Below are 19,069 nucleotides of genomic sequence, written 5' to 3'. Positions count from 1 at the left end.
GCCAACTGCAGGAGATACGCTTTCTGCTATCGCTGCGCGCTGCTCCTGCGAGCCCATTAGCGGGACAAAGTCCTCAGATCGCGTCCAGCTTACAGAGGAACAAAGCCGTTATTGCTACGCAACGCTGTCGCGACAAGAAGTCGAGAATGATAAGGAGAGACTCTATTGCTACGCAACGCTGACGTGACCGTCCAGGAGATTGTTCGGCTCAAACAGGAAAGGCAGGCGGTCATCCTTGCCCATTCCTATCAGCTCCCCGAAGTTCAAGAGGTAGCAGACTTTGTGGGAGACTCCTTGGGGCTGGCTCGAGAGGCTCAAAAGACGAGCGCCCAGGTGATCGTCTTTGCGGGCGTGCATTTTATGGCAGAGACGGCTGCCATCCTCAACCCCGAAAAGACGGTGCTGCTGCCGGATCTGGAGGCGGGCTGTTCCCTAGCCGACAGCATTCGCCCAGAAGATGTGCTGCGGTGGAAGGAAGCCTGCCCTGAGGGCTTGGTGGTGGCCTACGTCAATACCGCTGCAGAGATCAAGGCCCTGGCGGATGTCTGCGTAACCAGCGCCAACGCAGTTCAAGTGGTGGCCAGCCTGCCCCGGGATCGCCCCATCTTCTTTGTGCCGGATATGTTTCTGGGAGCCCACGTTGCTCAGGTAACCGGGAGGGAGCTGGATCTCTTTCCGGGAGAGTGCCACGTGCATGTCGGCATCCGGGAAGAGCACCTCAAGGCGATGGTGGAAGAGCACCCTGGAGCGGAGTTCCTCATTCACCCCGAGTGCAGTTGCGGCTCTAGCTGTCTCTTTCTCAAACCGGATGCCAAGCTGCTCTCTACCGAGGGCATGGTGCGCTACGCCAAAACCTCGGAAAGCCGCGAGTTCGTGGTCGCTACTGAGGTGGGCATTCTCCACCGGCTCAAGAAAGAAGCTCCAGACAAGACCTTCATCCCTGTCAAGGCAGAGGCCGTTTGCGAGTACATGAAAAAGATTACCTTGGAAAAGATTTATCGCTCCCTGCAGGAGATGCGCCACGTGATTCAGGTACCCCAGGACGTGGCTGAGAAGGCTCGCCGGTCGATTCTGGCCATGCTGGCAGTGCCTGCCGGGGCTTAAATTGGAGCGCAAGGACTACGTGGCGCTGCTGCAAGAGTGCTATGCCTACGGCAGGGAAATCGCACCGCTAGTGCGATGGCAAACTGATCTGCTGATCCTGGGAGCGGGGGTGGCGGGGGTGTACGCAGCCCTGTGGGCCGAAACCCAGGGGGCGACAACCTTGGTGGTAAGCAAGGATCCCCTTCCCTCTGGCTCTACCCCTTGGGCACAGGGTGGGGTGGCTTTTCCTGTGGATGAGGCGGATGTAGAGGCCCATCTCCGAGACACCTTGCAAGCGGGCCGTGGCCTGGTGGAAGAAAAGGTGGCCCGCTCCATTGTGGAGGAAGCACCCTTGCACCTGGAGAGGCTTTTACGCTGGGGCCTTCCTTTCCATCCCCAACCTGTCCGGGAAGGGGGCCACTCCCAAGCGCGGGTTCGCCATCTGGGGGGGGATCGGAGCGGACTGTGGCTCCTGAGAGGTTTGCTGGCTCGCCTCAACAGGCTGCCTTTGCAGGGCTACACAGCCCTCAGCTTTTTGCTGGCGGGGGACAGGGTGGCGGGGGCCTTGCTTCTTGGCCCTGAGGGGCCGGTGGAGGTGAGGGCCGGGGCAGTTCTCCTGGCTACGGGAGGATTTGGCAGCCTCTTCCCCGTCTCGACAGCTCCCTCGGGAGCTACCGGCGATGGGATGGTGCTGGCTTGGCGGGCAGGGGCCATCCTCAGGGATCTGGAGTTTGTGCAATTTCACCCCACGGCTTTGCCCAATGGAGCGCTGGTGAGCGAGGCAGTAAGAGGAGAAGGGGCCGTTCTCCTCAACGCCTTTGGGGAGCGTTTCATGCCTCGGTATGCGGAGCGGGGAGAGCTGGCGCCGCGGGATGTGGTAGCTCGAGCCGTTTTCTGGGAGCGGGAGCAGACAGGGGGAACCTACCTGGATCTGCGGGTCGTCGAACATCTGGAGGAGCGTTTTCCCACCGTTGTTGCTTCTGCCCGCGCCTTGGGGTTGGATCCCACCAAGGATCTGCTGCCGGTTGTTCCCGCCGCTCACTACGTGATGGGTGGGATCCGAACGGACGCTTTCGGCTTCACCGGACTGCCGGGCCTTTATGCTGCCGGGGAGGTGGCTTCCACGGGGCTACACGGGGCCAATCGTTTGGCTTCCAACAGTCTCTTGGAGGGGCTGGTTATGGGCAAGCGGGCTGCTTTGGCTGCCTTGCAAGACTTGGGAGAGGTGAGCTTCGCCCGGCGACTGCAAAGGCTACCCGTTCTGGCGGCATCTCCCTCCATCGTGCCGGCTCTGAGGCAGCGAGTTGGGGAAGCTTTGGGCGTTGTGCGCGAGGGAACACGGCTGCGGGCTTTTCTGGCCTTTGTCAAGGAACTTCCCCTGCAGGAAAAGCCTTGGGCCAGCCGGGAAGAGGCTGAGGCAGGCAGTCTGCTTTTGCTCGCCCGTCTTGTAGCGCAGGGGGCGCTGCTGCGGGAAGAAAGCCGAGGAGCCCATTTCCGCGAGGACTTTCCCCAGGAAGGGGAGCCCTTCCATACAGAGGTGCGTGGTTCAACTTTTTGTCGTCATAGTCATTTCGATTCAAACTAGGTTGTGTTGATCTTTTATTTGAGCCAAAAGAGAGCACTGACGAGATAGAGAAAACTCAAGAAGTTTCTTGCCAATTTGTCAAAACGAGAACATAGATGCCGGTACTGCTTCAACTTATGAAAAAAGCATTCGATTAAATGCCTTTCTTTATATAAATGCTTGTCATAATGCCGCTGCATCTTTCTATTTCTTTTAGGCGGAATAACCGCTTGAGCTTCCCCTATCTTCTCAATCAACTTATTGGCATCATATCCTTTATCCTCAATTACCTTGGTATCCTCTCTCTGCCAGCCCTCTATCAATTCTTCCCCTTGAGTAATATCGTTCCTTTCTCCGCCAGTTATCCTCAATTCCATCGGATTTCCCAACCTATCTACACTCACATGAATCTTAGTGCTGTATCCCCCCGGCTTCTCCCCAAAGCTTGCTCCCCTTTTTTCCAGCAGCATAGGAGTGCGCTCGAACCATGGTTGAATCAATAATGAGATGCTCTAAATCAGGGTCGTCAATAAAATACTTGAACATCCGTTCCCACACTCCAAAACGACTCCACCGGTGGAATCTTTGATAGATGGTGTACCATTTGCCATATCCTTCTGGGAGGTAGCGCCAAGGAGCACCGGAACGGGCTATCCAAAGAACTGCTTCAATAAACTGTTTACAGTTTGCTTCTTTCCCAATGTTAACTCTCTCTTCTGTCCGTAAAAAAGCCAATATCTTCTGCCGTTTGTTTTCATCTAAAAAACCAACTTCATCCTCTTTCCACCATAAATTATTCTCTCTATCTTAACATAAGATCAACACGACCTAAGTTCCTGATTTTTTGACGCAAGCGAAACGCTGCTTGCCGCATTCGCCTACGCTTTTGCCTCGGTGCCTGGCTCAGCCTCGATTGCAACTCATCCAGGTAGTGGCACAGCCGTGTTATCCGGCCAAAGTCGCCTTTGGCAATATCCACAAAACCTTCCCCATCAAACCCGGTGAGGAAAGTTCTCACCCCAGGGTCAAGCGCTATGATTCCCGTTGCCAACGAGCACTGCTCGTTCACAGGTTCAGGGAAGATGGCATACCACCTGTCTTTCACCCGCACTAGCTCAGTTCCATGTGCCCATTCTCTGGGCATCTCCTCGGATGCACGAAACGCCAAACCTCGGGTGAGTTTCGGATACCACGTCCCATTGCGAAAGTTGCCGGCGTTGAATTGCAGCGTATGCGACCTGTCCCGCACACTGCGAAACTTCGCGTCTTTGCTCCGGCGAAACGCCAACCACGCCTCGATGACCGCGTTCTGCTTGATGTGGCAGGGGGCGTCCTTCACCCACCGGGGCAGGTCGGAGTGCAGGATGATGTCCCGCAGCTTTCTAGCCGTTTTTGGGGCACCGTGCTGGCACTGATGGGCAATCGCTTGGTTGTAGCAATACCGGCACGCTGCTTGCCAGTGTTTCCACACCTTAGCCAGAGCGGGTTCGGGATAAATCCTGATCTTCCTGGATTGCAGTTCGGTACTTCCTGAGTCCGCTGAGCCGATGACTGAAGCCGTGCAAAATGGCAAGAATATCCTCAACCCATTCCTGTTGGGGAGAGTGGTCTTGGTGATTGAGAACCACGTTTGCGTCAGCGGAGCGGAGCTCTTTCTCGAACCCGTGTTGACGGCAGTACCAGGCAACAAGCTCAAATCCAAAGCGGCAGAGGCGGTCTTTATAGGCGACCACAAGTGTGCCGACATCTCCTGCACCGATTCGTTCCAGTAGGGCAAGGAACCGTGGTCTTTGGAAGTGGAGACCGCCGCCAATGTCTCCGACCCCTTCGGCTCCAGAATGGAGGCTAACCAATCGAGCAATCTGTCGCTCCAAGTCGGGTTTTTGCGCTCGGCTGATAACTCTGGCGTAGAGAACAATGTGCTTCTGCTTTCCGGGTAACTTGATGTAGCTATCGAGGTCATATCGCCTTGCTCGTCCTGAAGGTGTTCGTACTGCCGACGAGCAACTTCTTTGGGAGTTACATATCGCGCCATGCTGAATACTATGTTCAGCATGGTTCAATGTTGCTTGGATTAGAATCCGCTCCTCAGGCAGTGCCCGCCGAGGCACAGTCCTGACCGAGGGTGTGGTCTTTCAACCGCTGCAAAGTTGCAGTCAGGGCCATGGGCCAGGGATCCGGCTGGCGCAGTTGTCGCACCCCCTGAGGCAGGCGCAGCACAGAAGCGCGGCTGGTGCGGGCAATGGCTTCCAAATCCGGCAAGGGATCCAGCAGCAGCCCTTTTTCCATGACTTTGCGCAACAGCGGTTCGTAGCCGGGGGGCGGGGGCTCGTCGGCATGGCCCAGCAAGTCTCCCTCGGGGCCGCGAAAGATCTGCTTGCGACCGGGAAGGGTGGCTTTGGCAAAGGAAGCTTTGGCCACCGGGATCCCGTTGATTTCCACCAATTTGTACACCCCGTTCACGCCTTCTCCGGTCACCAGGCGGGTGCCCACTCCATAGCCGCTGATGGGGGCCTGGGAGCGATGCAGGCGCTCGATCTCGTATTCATCCAAATCCCCACTGACGAACACCGGGGCTCCTTGAGGCAAAATCTGTTTCACCCGGCGAGAGAGATCTTCCAAATCTCCTGAGTCGATGCGCACCCCGCCGATTTCCCCGCGGGATCCCAGTTGATCCGGGCTTCCGGCTGCAAAAAGCTGGGCTGCCGTGCGCGCCCCTTGGATGGGGTCGTAGGTATCGATCAGCAGCGCAGCCTGGGGAAAGTAGCGCCGAAAGGACTGAAAAGCGCGGGTCTCATCTCCCGAAAGAGCGGCAATGGCCATCACCAGGGAATGGGCCATGGTTCCTGCCGGCTTGCGCCCCAATTTCAGGGCTGCCAAAACATTGGAGGTGGCATTGAACCCTGCCGCCAGAGCCGCCCGGGCTGCCCATAGCCCCGCCTGGGGCCCAAAAGCTCGCCGGGTGCCGAACTCCAGCAAGATGGCCTCATCCCCTGCTGCATCGCGCATACGGGCCGCCTTGGTGGCAATCAGGGTCTGGTAGTTAAAGGTGGACAGCAGATAGGTCTCCACCAGTTGGGCTTGCCAGAGGGGGGCTTCCACCCGCAATAGGGGCTGGTTGGCGAAAATGGCCGTTCCTTCCGGCACCGCCCACATATCCCCCTCAAACCGGCAGCGGGCCAGCAGATCCCAAAAGCGCTCCGGCGCATCGGCGAAAATGCCCGTTTCCCGCAGTGCTCGCAAAGCCTCGGGGGCGAAGCTGAGCTGCTGCAGGTATTCCACCGCCTGGGTGAGCCCCATGGCAATCAGATAGCCATAGTCGGTGGGCAGCCGCCGCACGAACAGCTCAAAGGCAGCGGGCTGAGCCTCTAGCCCTTCCCCCACATAGCAAGCGGCCATGGTGAACTGGTACAGATCGGTTAGCAAGCCATAGTCTTGGGGCTGCAACGACGAGAAATCAGGGCTCAACATGAAAAAACCTCAAGGCAGAAGCCGATGGGGAGCGATGGGATCGAGCAGAGAGCTGTCGCCAAGGTTATAGTGAAACTTACCATAAGTAAGCCTGCCTGTCCGGGATCCACCAGAAGCACCGCAACCCCCGAAAAGCTCGAAAAATCGGTCTCAACAAGACGCCAAATCCAAACTTAGCCGAGAACACAGGCGGCCATCTGGACAAAACCTCTTCCCCAACTTATAGTGAAACCAACCATAAGTACCAGCCCGACTTCCTTTAACCTTAGATCAAGCTTGTGCAAGCCTGGTCAATCCAGCCCCCACCGGGAGAACGCCATGAATGCCACTCTACAGGAGCTAACGGTTGCGGCTCCAGCAGGCCTTCCCACCCACTTTGATCCGGAGCGGGTGGGGGAGATTTGGCGCGTGCCCTACCAACAGCGGGCAGCAGAAGCCGAGCGCTGGGCCAAGGAGCAAGGGATCCCGCCGGCGGAGGCCGATCAGGTGCGGGTGGGCTTGTTGCTCATTGATGTGCAGAACACCTTTTGCATTCCCGGCTTTGAGCTGTTTGTGGCCGGTTCCAGCGGGTTGGGAGCGGTGGAAGATAATCGCCGGCTTTGTCAGTTCATCTACCGCAATTTGGCCTGCATCACCCAGATTGTTGCCACCCTCGACACCCACACGGCCATGCAGATCTTCCACCCCGTCTTTTGGGTGGACGCACAGGGATCCCATCCTGAGCCGGCCACGGCCATTTCGGCAGCCGATATCCGCTGCGGGCGGTGGCGGGTGAACCCGGCTGTAGCCGCCAGCCTGACCCAAGGGGATCTAACCCGGTTGCAGGTCTACGCTCTGCATTACGCCGAGCAATTGGAGCAGGGGGGGAAATATCCCCTCATCGTCTGGCCCTACCACTCCATGCTGGGGGGGATCGGCCATGCCTTGGTGCCGGCGGTGGAGGAGGCGATTTTCTTTCACGGCATGGCCCGCCTTAGCCAGCCCAGCCTGCAGCTCAAGGGAGCCAACCCCTTGACGGAGAATTATTCCGTACTCAGCCCGGAGGTCTTGACCGGGCCGGAAGGGGATCCCATCGACGAGAAAAATGAGCCTCTTATCCGCCACCTGCTGCAGTTTGATGCGCTGATCGTGGCTGGCCAAGCCAAAAGCCATTGCGTGGCCTGGACGGTGAGTGACCTGCTGCAGGAAATCCAAGCCACGGATCCCAGCTTGGCCAAGAAAGTTTATCTTCTGGAGGACTGCACCTCGGCGGTGGTGATCCCCGGCGTTGTGGATTTCAGCGAACAGGCGGAGGCCGCTTTCGCCCGCTTTGCGGAAGCAGGAATGCACCGAGTACGCTCCACGGATCCCATCCGGGAGTGGCCTGAGTTTCCGCTCTGAAAGACTTATACAACACCGAGCAAAAGCGGACTTTCGCGCAGGTTGATGGTTTCTTTTTGCTTCCACGACCCATGGCCAGTGGTAGAGCTCACCTCTACCACCCCGCCAAAGGGATCTCCACAGGCGCGACTTCCCCGCAAGCTGCAGGTAGTTGCTCCTCGCTCTGAAAGAGCACACAGGCTGAAGGTGGAGCAAACTTTAGCCTAGGCGAAATGCCTACAAAAAATGTGCCAGCCAGCTCACCGGTTTGGCCAATCCACGTCAAGCTGCTATCGCCCAGACCAACAACGTCTGTCGGAAGGTTCGTCAGCGAGGTTGAGCATTGTGCTGCAAGCTAACCGATAGCCCGGTAAATCGAGGACTAGAGGGAAGCCCAAAGATCCCGGTCGATCTCCCTTCCAAGTGGTAGGATGCGGCAGGACAGCCTGTCGGAGTTGCCCTGTGTACAATCGCGTTAGCGGTGCGGAGCACTCTCGCGTTAGCGGTGCGGAGCGCCCTGAAGCCAGTTCTACCGTCTCCAGCAGCCTGCGCCCCCCCAGCGGTGCCCGGGATCTCCTGCCGCGGGAGGTACAACGGCGGGAGAAGCTGGAGGCTCAGCTTACCCAGGTTTTCCGACGCTACGGCTACCAGCGCATCATCACTCCCACCCTGGAGCGGCTGGAAACGCTGCTGGCGGGGGGATCCATCCGTGCCGAGTCGGTGCTGCAACTGCGGGATGGCGAAGGGACGATGCTGGGGCTGCGCCCCGAGTTCACTGCTTCCATTGTGCGGGCGGCAGCCACCCGTCTAGCCGGTGGGCCTTTGCCGTTGCGGCTCTACTACCACGGCAGCGTTTTTCGCAACAGCCGGCGGGAGGAGGGATCCTACAGTAGCCAGGAGTTTTTTCAGTCCGGAGTGGAGCTGATCGGGGCAGGGGGATGGCTGGCAGATGCCGAGATTCTGCTGCTGCTGGCCGATTGCATTCGCTCGATCGGCATCTCTTCTTGTGTAAACGGGACGGAGGCCGCCTGGACGCTGCTGCTGGGAGATGTCAGCCTCACCGAGAGTTTGCTCAGCGCCGTTGCCCCCACGGCTCAAGCGGCAGTGCGCCGTGCCATTGCCCAGCTCGACTACGTTTACCTGGAATCGGCCCCTCTGCCGGAAGCCGCCCGCCAGATTGGCTTGCAGATTCTGGGGCTGCGGGGCCAGCCCGGCTCAGTTCTTTCTGACCTGGCTCAGTTGCCTGTGCCGCCTGAGCGGCTGCGGGATCTGCGGCAGCTCTGCCAGGTGCTGGAGGAACATGGGGTGCGGGTGGTGCTGGATCTGAGCTTGTTGCAAACCCTGGCCTACTACACCGGCATCGTTTTTCAGGCAGTGGCAGGCGGGGAGATCATTGCCTTGGGGGGACGCTACGACCGGCTGCATGCTCTCTACAGCCCTCAGCAGGTCGAACAGCCGGGGATCGGCTTTACCCTTCTGCCGGATACGCTGCTCCGGCTCTTGCCCCCCGACCCCAAAACCGAGGAGATGGGCTGCAAACGGTTGGTGGTGCCCCTGGTGCCGGCAGGGATCCCGGCGGCGCTGGCCTTGGCCGCCCGCTGGCGAGAAGAGTGCTATGCCTACGGCACCCTAACGGGAACCGCACCGCTGACGCGAATGGAGGCAGTGGAGCTGGAATTGCTGGATCGAGCTCCTGAAGAGATAGAAGTCTATGCTTGCCAATGTGGGATCCCAGAGATCGCCTGGGTACAGGCTGACGGCAGCTACCACATCACCCACCCAGACTGTTCGCGCTAGCGGGACGGAGTCCTTCGTTGGCCAGGTTGACTTCCCAACAGAGGCGTGGCTGCACCGATTGCAGCAGTTGTTGGCGAATGCGTTCCAATTGCCGGATGGCACCCCGTACCCCTGACGCGAGCGGCTGACGGGATCCCTGTGCCCAGAAATGCTGCTGCAAATAATCGATCAGCCACAGTTGGGTCGGCAGCTCCAAACCGGCCACCGCCCTGCCCAATTCCAACGCCTGCTGGAGAGAAGAGTGCCAGGGCCAACGTTTGAGTTCCTCAAGGAGCGACGGCGGGATCTGCCGTAGGTGCTGGTGGGCCAGCAGTGCCAAGCCGGGGCTGCCCTGGGCCAAGGCAATCAGCTCGGATCGAGGGATCCCTGCCAGATCTGGGCAACCCAACCCACTCAGCACCCGGTCGACCTCTTCTGGGCTGAGGCGGCGAAAAGGCACCATCTGGCAGCGGGACAACAGCGTCGGCAACAGCGAGGCCGCCTGGGGGGCGATGAGTATAATATGGGCTGGGCCTGGCTCCTCCAGGGTTTTCAACAAAGCATTGGCAGCGCTTTCCGCCAAGGTTTCGGCTCCCTCCAGCACCACCACCGCTCCCGATCGCGTAAGCGGGACGGAGTCCTTTAGCGGGGCGGAGCCCTTTCGCTGGGCTCGAATCGGCTTGCGGGCACAGAAGCGGGATACCCCCTGCACCTGCTCCAAGCGAATTTGGGGCGGCGGGCGCCGTTGCAAGGTTTGCGCCTCCGGGGAATCTGCCGCGATCAGGCGGCCTTGGTGTAGGTAGGTGGGGCTGACCCAATGGAGATCGGGATGGTTGCCCGCCAGCAGCCAATGGCAGTTGGAGCACTTGCCGCAAGGGATCCCGGAGCTGGATTCGCACAAGAGGGCCTGGGCAAACCAACGGGCCATCAGCTTCCGCCCCACCCCTTGGGGGCCCAAGAAGCAGTAGCTGGAAGTCACCCGCCCCTTCTCCAGGGCCGCCACAAGCAGTCGTGCCGCCATCTCCTGCCCGACAATGTGCTGCGGAGGCAAGACCTTCACCCGGTCAGCGGTCTCGGCGGCTGCAACTCCATTCGCGCTACTCGGACAGAGTCGTTGCATCATCTCAGCAGGAGAGGACGAGTTGACCTTCTTCCTGCCCTAAAGGGCAAGAATTCCTTCTAGGTCGCAGGATGATTCCTACTTCCTGGGCTACACCGCCCTTGCCAATGATGAGGGATGCCATGACCCCAACCACTGGGATGAACTCCCAGATACTTTCCCTGCTGACACTGCGCCCTATTCAAGTTGGCGGAGTTCAACCGGCACCATAACACAAAGCCGCCCTCAAGGGCGGAGCGCTAAACCCAGTTTTTTTGGTCAACCGTTGGCAGAAGCTGGCAGAAAATGTTTGCGAAAATACTGCAGCGTCTCCGGTCGCAATAACCCCCGCTCCACCAAGGGATCCCCCCAGTGGGGCGAAGATTCATCCATCGGCGGCAAGGACTCCAGCACTTCAGCAGCCAACAAGTCGGCAGCCCTGAGAAACTCTCCCACCATGCGGCACCCCGACAAACGGGCAGAATACCCCCCATCGGCAAAGAACTTGAAAGTGCTATGCCTCCGGCACCCTACCGGGAACCGCACCGCTAACGCGACCGTGGTTGCCTTCAGGCCGGTACACTCGCCGATGACCGCAGTCAGCTTGCCCCCTGATTGTTGCCAGCGGCTGAGAATATCTTGGATCTGGGGCCGATCCAGCAGGCCCGCCGCCTGTAAGTTTTGGAACAGATGCCTGGCCCATGGGGTGAGTTCTGCCAACAAGGGATCCGTCGGCGTATCCTCAGGAGTGTCGGCGTCGGTCTCGGGTTCCTCCGGTCTCCCTGTAAGGACTGCGTTTCGCTCACGCAAGCGTGCTGGCCCATCTTTGGCGGTTGAGCCAGAGAAGTTGGCTGCTCTCAACTGAGCCTGCGCTGCCTCGGCGATCAGCTTTTGCTGTTCGTAACTCACCTGCAGCAGACGGTTGCGATCGCGTTAGCGGTGCGGAGCACTTTTCTGCTCAATCTTGAGATTCTCTTGCAGGGACTCCAGGCTCTGCCGATAGGCCGCCAGCAGCTCTCGCGCGTCTCGCAGTTCCACCGTCAAGTTGGCCTGCTGCTGTTGAAGGGCGCTGAGGCGGGATCCCGTGGTTTTCAGTTGTTGTTGAGCTTGCTCCAAGGCTTCTTGGCGGGCTTGCAGGGATCCCTCCAGTTGGACAATGCGCTGGTCGGCTTCGGCCTGTTTTGTCCTGAGCTGAAGGATCAGGGCTTGGCTCTGCTGTAGTTGCTCCTCCAGTTGGGCAATGTGCGCTTCGTAGTCACGGTTGGCTGCCATCAGCCGCGCCATTTCCGCTTGCAGTTGTTGTAGCTGCACCTGTAAGCTTTCCACCTGCTCTGGGGGAACATAGCCGGAAAGCCGCGCCATTTGGGCCTCGTGCTCTTGCTGTAACTGACAGACATCAATGTTGGCTCTAAAGCCAACTCACTTTCTTCCTGCTTGAGAGAGAAGTCAAGCTCACCTGGCCCCTCTCGGGAGCGCTGCACCGGCAAGGCAAAGGAAATTGGGTCGCCAAAATCCGGCTTCTCCCTTGCCCACTAACCCGTGGGATCCAACCGCATCAACACCTGCCCAAACTCCACCGATTGCCCATTGCTCACCAAAATCTCGGTCACCACGCCTGCCGCTTCGGCCTCGATCTCGTTCATCAGCTTCATGGCCTCGATGATGCACAGGGTTTGGCCCTTGTTCACCCGTTGGCCAACCCGCACAAAGTCAGGTTCATCTGGAGCTGGGGCGCTGTAGAAAGTGCCCACCATTGGTGACGTCACGTCTATCCAATGGCTGGGGGTGGATTTGGGAGCAGTGGGAGGAGGGGGCGCTTCTGCAGGAGTGGGAGGGGGAGGTGCGGGGGAGACAGCAGCCGGACTGGTGGGGGTGGGGGAAAGCTCAGCCGGGATCCCTTTGCGCAAGGTGAGGCGAAAATCTTTGAACTCCAGAGTTAGCTCGGTAACATCGCTCTCTTGCAGAGCGGCCAGGAGAAGACGAATTTCCTGCCAATTGACAACATCCAAGGGAAGGTTCACTCCTGATGCATCACCTGTCCACAACAGAAATCCATAACCGAAAAGGAGAGGGAGAACTCACTCCCGGCCCAGATAGGTGTCGGTGCGGGTATCGACCCGAATCCGTTCTCCAACCTTGATGAACAAAGGCACCTGGATCTCGGCACCGGTCTCCAGCTTGGCCGGCTTGGTTCCCCCAGTGGCGGTATCTCCTTTCACCCCTGGATCTGTTTCCACCACTTCCAGAACAACGGTGTTGGGCAGCTCCACATCGATCACCTGCCCATTCCAGCGCAGGATTGACACTTGCATGTTTTCTTTCAGATATTTCACGGCGGAGCCAATTTGGGCGGCGGTAATTGGAGCCTGCTCATAGGTCTCCATGTCCATAAACACCAAGTTGTCCCCTTCCGCGTAGAGATACTGCATCTCGACTTTTTCGATGGTGGCTGCGGGCAGGGTTTCACCGGCGCGGAAGGTTTTCTCCACAACGTTGCCAGTCTGCATGTTTTTGAGCTTAGTGCGCACAAAGGCTGCCCCCTTGCCGGGTTTCACATGCTGGAACTCGATCACCTTGTAGGGAGCTCCATCAATTTCTACAGAGACGCCAGGGCGCAAATCGTTGCTTGAGATCATGTCAGCAGAGGGATCCGTTGCTTAGACTTCCCAATCTTACCGTGACGATGGGGCACTCCGTTCGCGCTGGGGAGGCGGAGTCCGATTCAGCCCTCTGAGATCAATCGGGGGCTGGCGACCGTAGAGGGGCAGCACCTCCTGCCACTGAGGGCGCAACCCAGCCCGAAAATCGGCGCGGGCCAATTCTGCCAACGCCACCACAGGTGCAGGATCCACAAAATCGGCGGCATTCACGGATAGAGCTTGCGGCCACTGTCGGAGAGTTGCCTGCCAAGCCTCTTCCTCCCAGAGCCGATCGGCCACTTCTGCAGCGACACCCTCTTCTGTCACCCGATACACGCCGCCATACCACTCTTCTCGTTTGGCGTCCATCTGCACCGCCACCGTCAAGGGCTGTGCCGGGGATCCCTGCCAGATCCACACATGGCGGGCTAGGACGGCCAAAGCCGAGTAGCCGAACACGGGGATGCGCAGTTGCTGGCCCAGCAGGCGGGCTACACTCACCCCCAAACGGCTGCCCGTAAAGCTGCCCGGCCCCAAAGCCACAGCGATCCCGGCTACCTGTGACCAAGCCTGACGGGCCAAGAAGTCTCTCAAGCAGGGGTGCAACTGCGCTGCCATCTCCCGATCCAGCCACCAGCTCTGGCTGCGGGGTTCTCCCAGCCCCGGCTCCAACGGCAGCAGGGCCAGGCCCAAAACGGGTGTGGTGGTGTGGATCCCTAACATCCACCGAGGGGCGGACACGATCTTTCTCCCTCCTTTTTGTATTGGGTGGTTGACGAAACTTAACGGATGTTTTAAGGTTAGGTTGTCAATCTTCGCGCTTCCTTAGGGAAGTTTGTCCTCATGACTACTGTTATCCAACGTCGCTCAACCAGCAACGTGTGGGAGCAGTTCTGCGAGTGGGTCACCTCCACCGACAACCGCCTTTACATCGGCTGGTTCGGGGTGCTGATGATTCCCACCCTCCTGACTGCCACCACCTGCTTCATCATCGCCTTCATCGGGGCTCCGCCGGTGGACATCGACGGCATCCGCGAGCCCGTTTCCGGTTCCTTGCTGTACGGGAACAACATCATTTCTGGGGCTGTAGTGCCCTCTTCGGCAGCCATTGGCCTGCACTTTTACCCGATTTGGGAAGCCGCCTCACTGGATGAGTGGCTGTACAACGGCGGCCCCTACCAACTGATTGTGCTGCACTTTTTGATTGGGGTGTTCTGCTACATGGGCCGGGAGTGGGAGCTGAGCTACCGGCTGGGGATGCGTCCCTGGATTGCGGTGGCCTACTCGGCGCCGGTGGCAGCGGCCACAGCAGTGTTTTTGATTTACCCGATTGGGCAGGGGTCGTTTTCGGACGGGATGCCCTTGGGGATTTCGGGCACCTTCAACTTCATGCTGGTGTTTCAAGCGGAGCACAACATCCTGATGCACCCGTTCCACCAGTTGGGGGTGGCCGGCGTGTTTGGTGGGGCGTTGTTTAGCGCCATGCACGGGTCGCTGGTGACCTCCACCCTGATTCGGGAGACCTCGGAAGAGGAGTCCCAGAACCTGGGGTACAAGTTTGGGCAAGAGGAAGAGACCTACAACATTGTGGCGGCGCACGGGTATTTTGGCCGGTTGATTTTCCAGTATGCGTCGTTCAACAACAGCCGGAGCCTGCACTTTTTCCTGGCGGCGTGGCCGGTGGTGGGGATCTGGTTTACGGCGCTGGGGATCAGCATTATGGCGTTCAACCTGAACGGGTTCAACTTCAACCAATCGATTGTGGACAGCAACGGTCGAGTAGTGGGGACCTGGGCAGACGTGTTGAACCGTGCCAACCTGGGGATGGAAGTGATGCACGAGCGGAATGCGCACAACTTCCCGCTGGACTTGGCGGCGGTGGAGGTAGCGCCTGCGGTGCGTGGCTGATGGCCTGACCTGACGCTTCAACAGCATTGGTGGATCCCCCGGCTTGGTCTGGGGGATTTTTTTGTTCTCTTTGCTGGGGTGATCTTTCCCAGAGCTTTTCTGGGGTTAAATTGGGGCCATTGCCTCTGTGACTTAGGAACATGGCAATTATTTCTTCTCGAGATGCAGGCCAGAACGCTGAGAGCCCCAAGCGGCGGCAGCAAAAGTCTTCAGCCTGGAGAAAAGAAAGCGAGGAGTTGAGCCTTGCCGGGGAAAGGGAAGCGGATCCCTCTGCCCTGTTGCAGCCGCAAGCCCACCTCGGTGAAGCCCAGGAAGAATCGCTTCGCCCGCGCACTCTGGCGGAATACATCGGCCAGACGGAACTTAAAGAAGTGCTTTCCATTGCCATTGCAGCGGCCCGCGCTCGCCAAGAGCCCTTGGATCACCTGCTGTTCTACGGCCCGCCTGGTCTAGGCAAAACCACGGTGGCAGCAGTGCTGGCGGCAGAAATGGGATCCCAGTTCTACATGACCACCGCGCCGGCTTTGGAGAGTCCCCGCGACATTGCCGGGTATTTGGTGCGCTTGAAGCGGGGGGATGTGTTGTTTATTGACGAGATCCACCGCCTGCCCAAGGTTACAGAAGAATTGCTCTATCCGGCGATGGAGGATTTTCGTCTTGATATCACCATTGGCAAAGGTCGCTCTGCCCGCATCACCTCTCTGCCCTTGGAACGCTTTACCCTCATCGGGGCCACAACCCGCATTGGCGCCCTCACTTCTCCGCTGCGGGATCGCTTTGGCCATGTGCAACGGCTGCGCTTTTACGAGCCTCACGAGCTGGTGCAGATCGTGCTGCGCACGGCTCGCCTCTTAAATGTCTCCACCGATCCAGAAGGGGCTGCAGAGATCGCCCGCCGTTCTCGGGGCACACCCCGCATTGCCAACCGCCTGTTCAAGCGGGTGCGAGATTACGCCCAGGTGCGAGGGGACGGCCACATTAGCCGAGAAGTGGCAGCAGCCGCTCTGGAGCTGTTCCAGGTGGATCCTATGGGGCTGGATTGGACAGATCGCAAGCTGCTGACGGTGCTGGTGGAGCAGTTCGGTGGAGGGCCAGTGGGCTTGGAGACGATGGCCGCGGTGACGGGTGAGGATCCCCAAACCATTGAAGAAGTGTATGAGCCTTATCTGCTGCAGATCGGCTACCTGCAGCGCACGCCCCGGGGTCGAGTGGTTACCCCTGCTGCGCTACGGCATCTGGGCTATGAAGCCCAGTCTCCTCTGCCTTTGTGGAGCTAACTCGTCTCTCCCCTCACCCCCGACCCCTCTCTCACAAGAAAGAGAGCAGTTGAGAGCCCCATCTAGCTACGGTCATTGCCCACAGGGCTGAAGCTGGGCACCACCAGCTCGCGGTTTTGCTTGGTAAGGCGACCGTACAGCTCCTGGGTGTTGGGGAAGTTGGCCGCCGGCAAGGTGGGGAAGCGGCGATAGGGCACCGTGTCCTCGCCGAAGAGATCCCGATACTCCTGGGTGTTCAGCAGGGCGCGCACAAAGGCTTTCACCCCCTGGGTGGCCAAGATCTGGTTGTACTTGCGGATCTCCTGCTGATTGAGGGGCGCACGGCCCAGAAAGTGCTTGGTGCCCAGCTCGATCACCTTGGTGTTGGGATAGGGGGCATAGAACTCGGAGCGGTACAGCTCTGAACACCCCAGCGCCTCGATGAACTCCTTGACGGTGATCTCGCCGTTGCGCAGCTTGGACTCGGCGGAGCTGAGCTCGGCACTGATGTTGTAGATGTCCATATCCCGCTCGAAGACCTGCCGATAGGCGGCGCGGATGAGGTTGTTCACTTCCGCTTTGTTGGCCAGGCTGGTGAGCTTGAAGATGGGGATCTCTTGGCGTACCTTGGGCACCCCCTGCTGAGCCCGCCGCTGGATTTCCAGCTCGCCGGAAGGCATGTCCTGGGGCTGGCCCAACTTGACAAATAGCGGAATGTCCTCGTCGGTGCGAATGGGCTTGGTCACTGCCATGTCGGTGGAGCCGGGGCGCATCCGCCGCAGCGCCAGGCCGCCGGGGGTGAGGTAGCGCTCGTAGGGCACGATATCTTCCCCGAAGACCCGCTGGTACTCCTCGCCGTCCAAGATGGCATCCACCACCGCGTAGAACCCCTGCTTGGAGGCGATGTCAAATAGGCGGTTCATCTCTTGCCGTCCGTAGGTGGGTCGGCCCAGTAGCTTGCGGTGGATGAACTCGATGGCTTTGCAGACATACAAGCTGGACCAGTACTTGTTGCGGAAGAGATCCGACTTGGCCAGTTGGCGCACAAACTCTTTGACGGGAATTTCCCCCGACTCCAGCTTGATCTCCCAGCGGGTCAGCCGTTGGCCTTCGTAGGGCACATAGCCGTATACCTGTTGGTAGCAGGCGCGGATCACCGCCTGGGTGGATCCCTCGCTGCCAACAATGCCGGCCCGCACCCCCAGCCGTCGGCTGCGATCTCCCGGAGTCTGGGTGAGCTTGAAAACCTTCGGGCCAAGGCTGCCGGGATCCCCTGCTGCTCTGGGATTGGTGCGCTCGTTGGTCAGGGCAAAGCCGCGCCGGATGAGGATGCGCTTGACATCTTTGTTGAAGGGAGCAGGGCGGGCGCTGAGGGAACGGGTTTCCTTGGGGAAGATGGCCCCAAATTGGATCTCCAGCGGGTCGTTGCCGGAGCCATAGGCATGCTGATCCGGCAGAGGCCGGTTGTAGCGGGCAAAGAGGGTAATGAACTGGGGCACCTTGCGGCGGGGGGCAGCGTAGTTGTAGAGGTCGAATTTGGCCCCCCAGTTGGCGCTGGTTTGCGCTTCTACCCCCAGCTTGCGCAGGTAGGGTACCGTCTCTTCGCCGAAGTAGTCCCCGTACTCGCGGCTATCCACCAGCGCGTCCACCAGGCCAGCCAGACCCTTGCTGGAGACGATGGAGAAGTAGGTCTGCACTTCCTCGCGGGTTTCGGGAGCCCGCCCCAGGAAGTGGCGGAAGGCCAGCTCCACAACGCGGCTGTTGATGTAAGGCTCGTAGAACTGCTTGCGATACAGCTCCGATTTGCCCAGGCGGCGAATGAACTCCTTCATGGAGATCTCGCCGTTTTTCACCTTCGACTCCAGGTCGGAAAGCTTGAGGCCGTAGGCGCGGCGGATATCCCGCTCAAACACCTGTCGATAGGCGGCCTTGATGACTTCTTCCTTCTCGGCGTTGGACAGCCCCGGCTTCATGGCAAAAACGGGAACTTTCTCGGCAGCCAAGTTGTAGATCTGGGGTAGCTGCAGCCCTTGCAGAGGGATCCCGTCGGCGGTGCTGGCATTGCGCTGCCGCAGCTTGTCGGAAGGGGCGGGGGCGATGAACTCGCTCAGCAAAACATCGAAATATTGGTTGATGATGGCAACTGCTTCGGCATCTTTGCGGAAGTAGCCAGCCGCCGCCCGTTTCATCTCTTGAATGGCGACAATGGTGGCCTCGGCGGAGCAGGCGTTTTCGATGATCTCCCGCAGGCCGCGGGTGTTGACGGCGATGATACTGGGATCCCCGGCCACCAAAGCGTAGGTGACGTAGCGCAAAAACCAGCTCAGATCCCGCAGCGATTTGCGCATGTTGGCAGCCCCGTAGCGGGAGATGTTGATGGGGCGGAAGTTGGGGGGAATCTCCACGCCGCTGGCGCTGAAGATGTTGCGGATGGCCTCGATGAATCCGCCGGTGGATTCCACATAGAAGGCAGTGCCCAGCTTGAAGGCTTCCTTCTCATCTTGAGTAACTTCGGGCCGCTCCAGATAGGCCATGGGCGAGCCCCCCGTGAAGATGCGGTTGGCGGCGCGACTGACGATGATTTCGGAGTTGGCTGCAATCACCTGGGCAATGTCCAGCCGTTTCAGGCCGCTGGAGAAAAAATCCTCGAGGCGATCCAACTCGGTGCGTCCCAGATAGCGATCCTGCTGTTCCGCTTGGGAGATGGTCGATACAGGCACGGTTTGGTACAGACGGGGGCTGGAAACGACTGCGCCAGCGGATACGTTGATACCCATCGATCTCTTAAACTCCGTTTTGATCGAAAAAACTGCCGACAAAGGCCGAGGACAGTGCCATCGAAGGGGATGAAGAGGCTGACCCGCGACCGGACAAGTATCCCTCTTTGAGCTGAGAAGGATCGCTGTCCGATCCC

The 19,069-nt window shown here is 59.2% G+C and carries 15 protein-coding genes and 2 pseudogenes; 6 read left to right on the top strand and 11 right to left on the bottom strand.

Features of this window, described 5'->3' with window-relative positions:
* Positions 1-165 precede the first annotated feature (165 nt).
* Together nadA and ACVWYZ_RS02085 are read left to right on the top strand one after the other, a co-directional pair.
* Positions 166-1,104 (top strand): quinolinate synthase NadA, encoded by a 939-nt coding sequence (gene nadA / locus ACVWYZ_RS02090; protein WP_414358379.1) that lies wholly within the window; start codon positions 166-168, stop codon positions 1,102-1,104.
* A 70-nt stretch (positions 1,105-1,174) separates the two neighbouring features.
* The gene (locus ACVWYZ_RS02085; RefSeq protein WP_457465776.1) at positions 1,175-2,668 is read left to right on the top strand and encodes an L-aspartate oxidase; all 1,494 of its coding nucleotides are present in this window, start codon (positions 1,175-1,177) and stop codon (positions 2,666-2,668) included.
* A gap of 14 nt (positions 2,669-2,682) precedes the next feature.
* Here the strand turns inward: ACVWYZ_RS02085 and ACVWYZ_RS02080 are convergent.
* From ACVWYZ_RS02080 to ACVWYZ_RS02065, 4 genes and pseudogenes are all read right to left on the bottom strand, one after another.
* Positions 2,683-3,385, bottom strand: a protein-coding gene (locus ACVWYZ_RS02080; RefSeq protein ID WP_457465774.1) for an IS5 family transposase whose coding sequence is annotated in 2 segments (ribosomal slippage) — positions 2,683-3,094 and positions 3,093-3,385 — 705 coding nt in all. Because the reading frame shifts where the segments join, the coding sequence is not laid out codon by codon here.
* 91 nt (positions 3,386-3,476) lie between these two features.
* Positions 3,477-4,232: pseudogene (locus ACVWYZ_RS02075) on the bottom strand (helix-turn-helix domain-containing protein); the annotation flags it as partial.
* Positions 4,120-4,662, bottom strand: a pseudogene (locus ACVWYZ_RS02070) (IS607 family transposase); the annotation flags it as partial. The pseudogenes ACVWYZ_RS02070 and ACVWYZ_RS02075, both read right to left, overlap by 113 nt.
* Positions 4,663-4,735: 73 nt before the next feature.
* Entirely contained in the window at positions 4,736-6,118 is a 1,383-nt protein-coding gene (locus tag ACVWYZ_RS02065) for a nicotinate phosphoribosyltransferase (protein WP_414357891.1), read from the bottom strand.
* A gap of 318 nt (positions 6,119-6,436) precedes the next feature.
* On the opposite strand from ACVWYZ_RS02065, the gene ACVWYZ_RS02060 reads away from it, so the two are divergent.
* Positions 6,437-7,498 (top strand): isochorismatase, encoded by a 1,062-nt coding sequence (locus tag ACVWYZ_RS02060; RefSeq protein WP_457465751.1) that lies wholly within the window; start codon positions 6,437-6,439, stop codon positions 7,496-7,498.
* A gap of 441 nt (positions 7,499-7,939) precedes the next feature.
* Positions 7,940-9,274, top strand: coding sequence for an ATP phosphoribosyltransferase regulatory subunit (locus ACVWYZ_RS02055; protein WP_457465749.1), 1,335 nt, complete (start codon positions 7,940-7,942; stop codon positions 9,272-9,274).
* Here the strand turns inward: ACVWYZ_RS02055 and ACVWYZ_RS02050 are convergent.
* From ACVWYZ_RS02050 to tsaB, 6 genes are all read right to left on the bottom strand, one after another.
* Positions 9,249-10,376, bottom strand: coding sequence for a DNA polymerase III subunit delta' (locus ACVWYZ_RS02050; RefSeq protein WP_457465747.1), 1,128 nt, complete (start codon positions 10,374-10,376; stop codon positions 9,249-9,251). The genes ACVWYZ_RS02055 and ACVWYZ_RS02050 overlap by 26 nt on opposite strands.
* Positions 10,377-10,631: 255 nt before the next feature.
* Positions 10,632-11,261, bottom strand: a complete 630-nt coding sequence (locus tag ACVWYZ_RS02045) for a hypothetical protein (RefSeq protein WP_457465746.1) — start codon at positions 11,259-11,261, stop codon at positions 10,632-10,634.
* 24 nt (positions 11,262-11,285) lie between these two features.
* Positions 11,286-11,714 (bottom strand): hypothetical protein, encoded by a 429-nt coding sequence (locus tag ACVWYZ_RS02040; protein ID WP_457465744.1) that lies wholly within the window; start codon positions 11,712-11,714, stop codon positions 11,286-11,288.
* 170 nt (positions 11,715-11,884) lie between these two features.
* The gene (gene accB, locus ACVWYZ_RS02035; RefSeq protein WP_457465742.1) at positions 11,885-12,361 is read right to left on the bottom strand and encodes an acetyl-CoA carboxylase biotin carboxyl carrier protein; all 477 of its coding nucleotides are present in this window, start codon (positions 12,359-12,361) and stop codon (positions 11,885-11,887) included.
* A gap of 69 nt (positions 12,362-12,430) precedes the next feature.
* The gene (efp, locus tag ACVWYZ_RS02030; RefSeq protein WP_457465740.1) at positions 12,431-12,988 is read right to left on the bottom strand and encodes an elongation factor P; all 558 of its coding nucleotides are present in this window, start codon (positions 12,986-12,988) and stop codon (positions 12,431-12,433) included.
* Between the two features lie 36 nt (positions 12,989-13,024).
* On the bottom strand, positions 13,025-13,732 hold the full coding sequence (gene tsaB / locus ACVWYZ_RS02025) for a tRNA (adenosine(37)-N6)-threonylcarbamoyltransferase complex dimerization subunit type 1 TsaB (RefSeq protein WP_414357897.1): 708 nt from the start codon (positions 13,730-13,732) through the stop codon (positions 13,025-13,027).
* A 102-nt stretch (positions 13,733-13,834) separates the two neighbouring features.
* Here tsaB and psbA point away from each other — a divergent pair, with 102 nt between their 5' ends.
* The gene (psbA, locus tag ACVWYZ_RS02020) at positions 13,835-14,899 is read left to right on the top strand and encodes a photosystem II q(b) protein (RefSeq protein ID WP_414351839.1); all 1,065 of its coding nucleotides are present in this window, start codon (positions 13,835-13,837) and stop codon (positions 14,897-14,899) included.
* Between the two features lie 140 nt (positions 14,900-15,039).
* Positions 15,040-16,176, top strand: coding sequence for a Holliday junction branch migration DNA helicase RuvB (gene ruvB, locus ACVWYZ_RS02015; protein ID WP_414355682.1), 1,137 nt, complete (start codon positions 15,040-15,042; stop codon positions 16,174-16,176).
* Between the two features lie 62 nt (positions 16,177-16,238).
* On the opposite strand, the gene ACVWYZ_RS02010 is transcribed toward ruvB, so the two are convergent.
* Complete coding sequence (locus ACVWYZ_RS02010; protein ID WP_457465738.1) at positions 16,239-18,932, bottom strand: phycobilisome rod-core linker polypeptide; 2,694 nt, start codon at positions 18,930-18,932, stop codon at positions 16,239-16,241.
* Between the last annotated feature and the right edge of the window lie 137 nt (positions 18,933-19,069).

It is taken from the genome of Thermostichus sp. MS-CIW-37, from assembly GCF_054060065.1.
The sequence above is the reverse complement of the archived record's forward strand: the minus strand, read 5'-3'. Positions and strand labels throughout refer to the sequence as shown.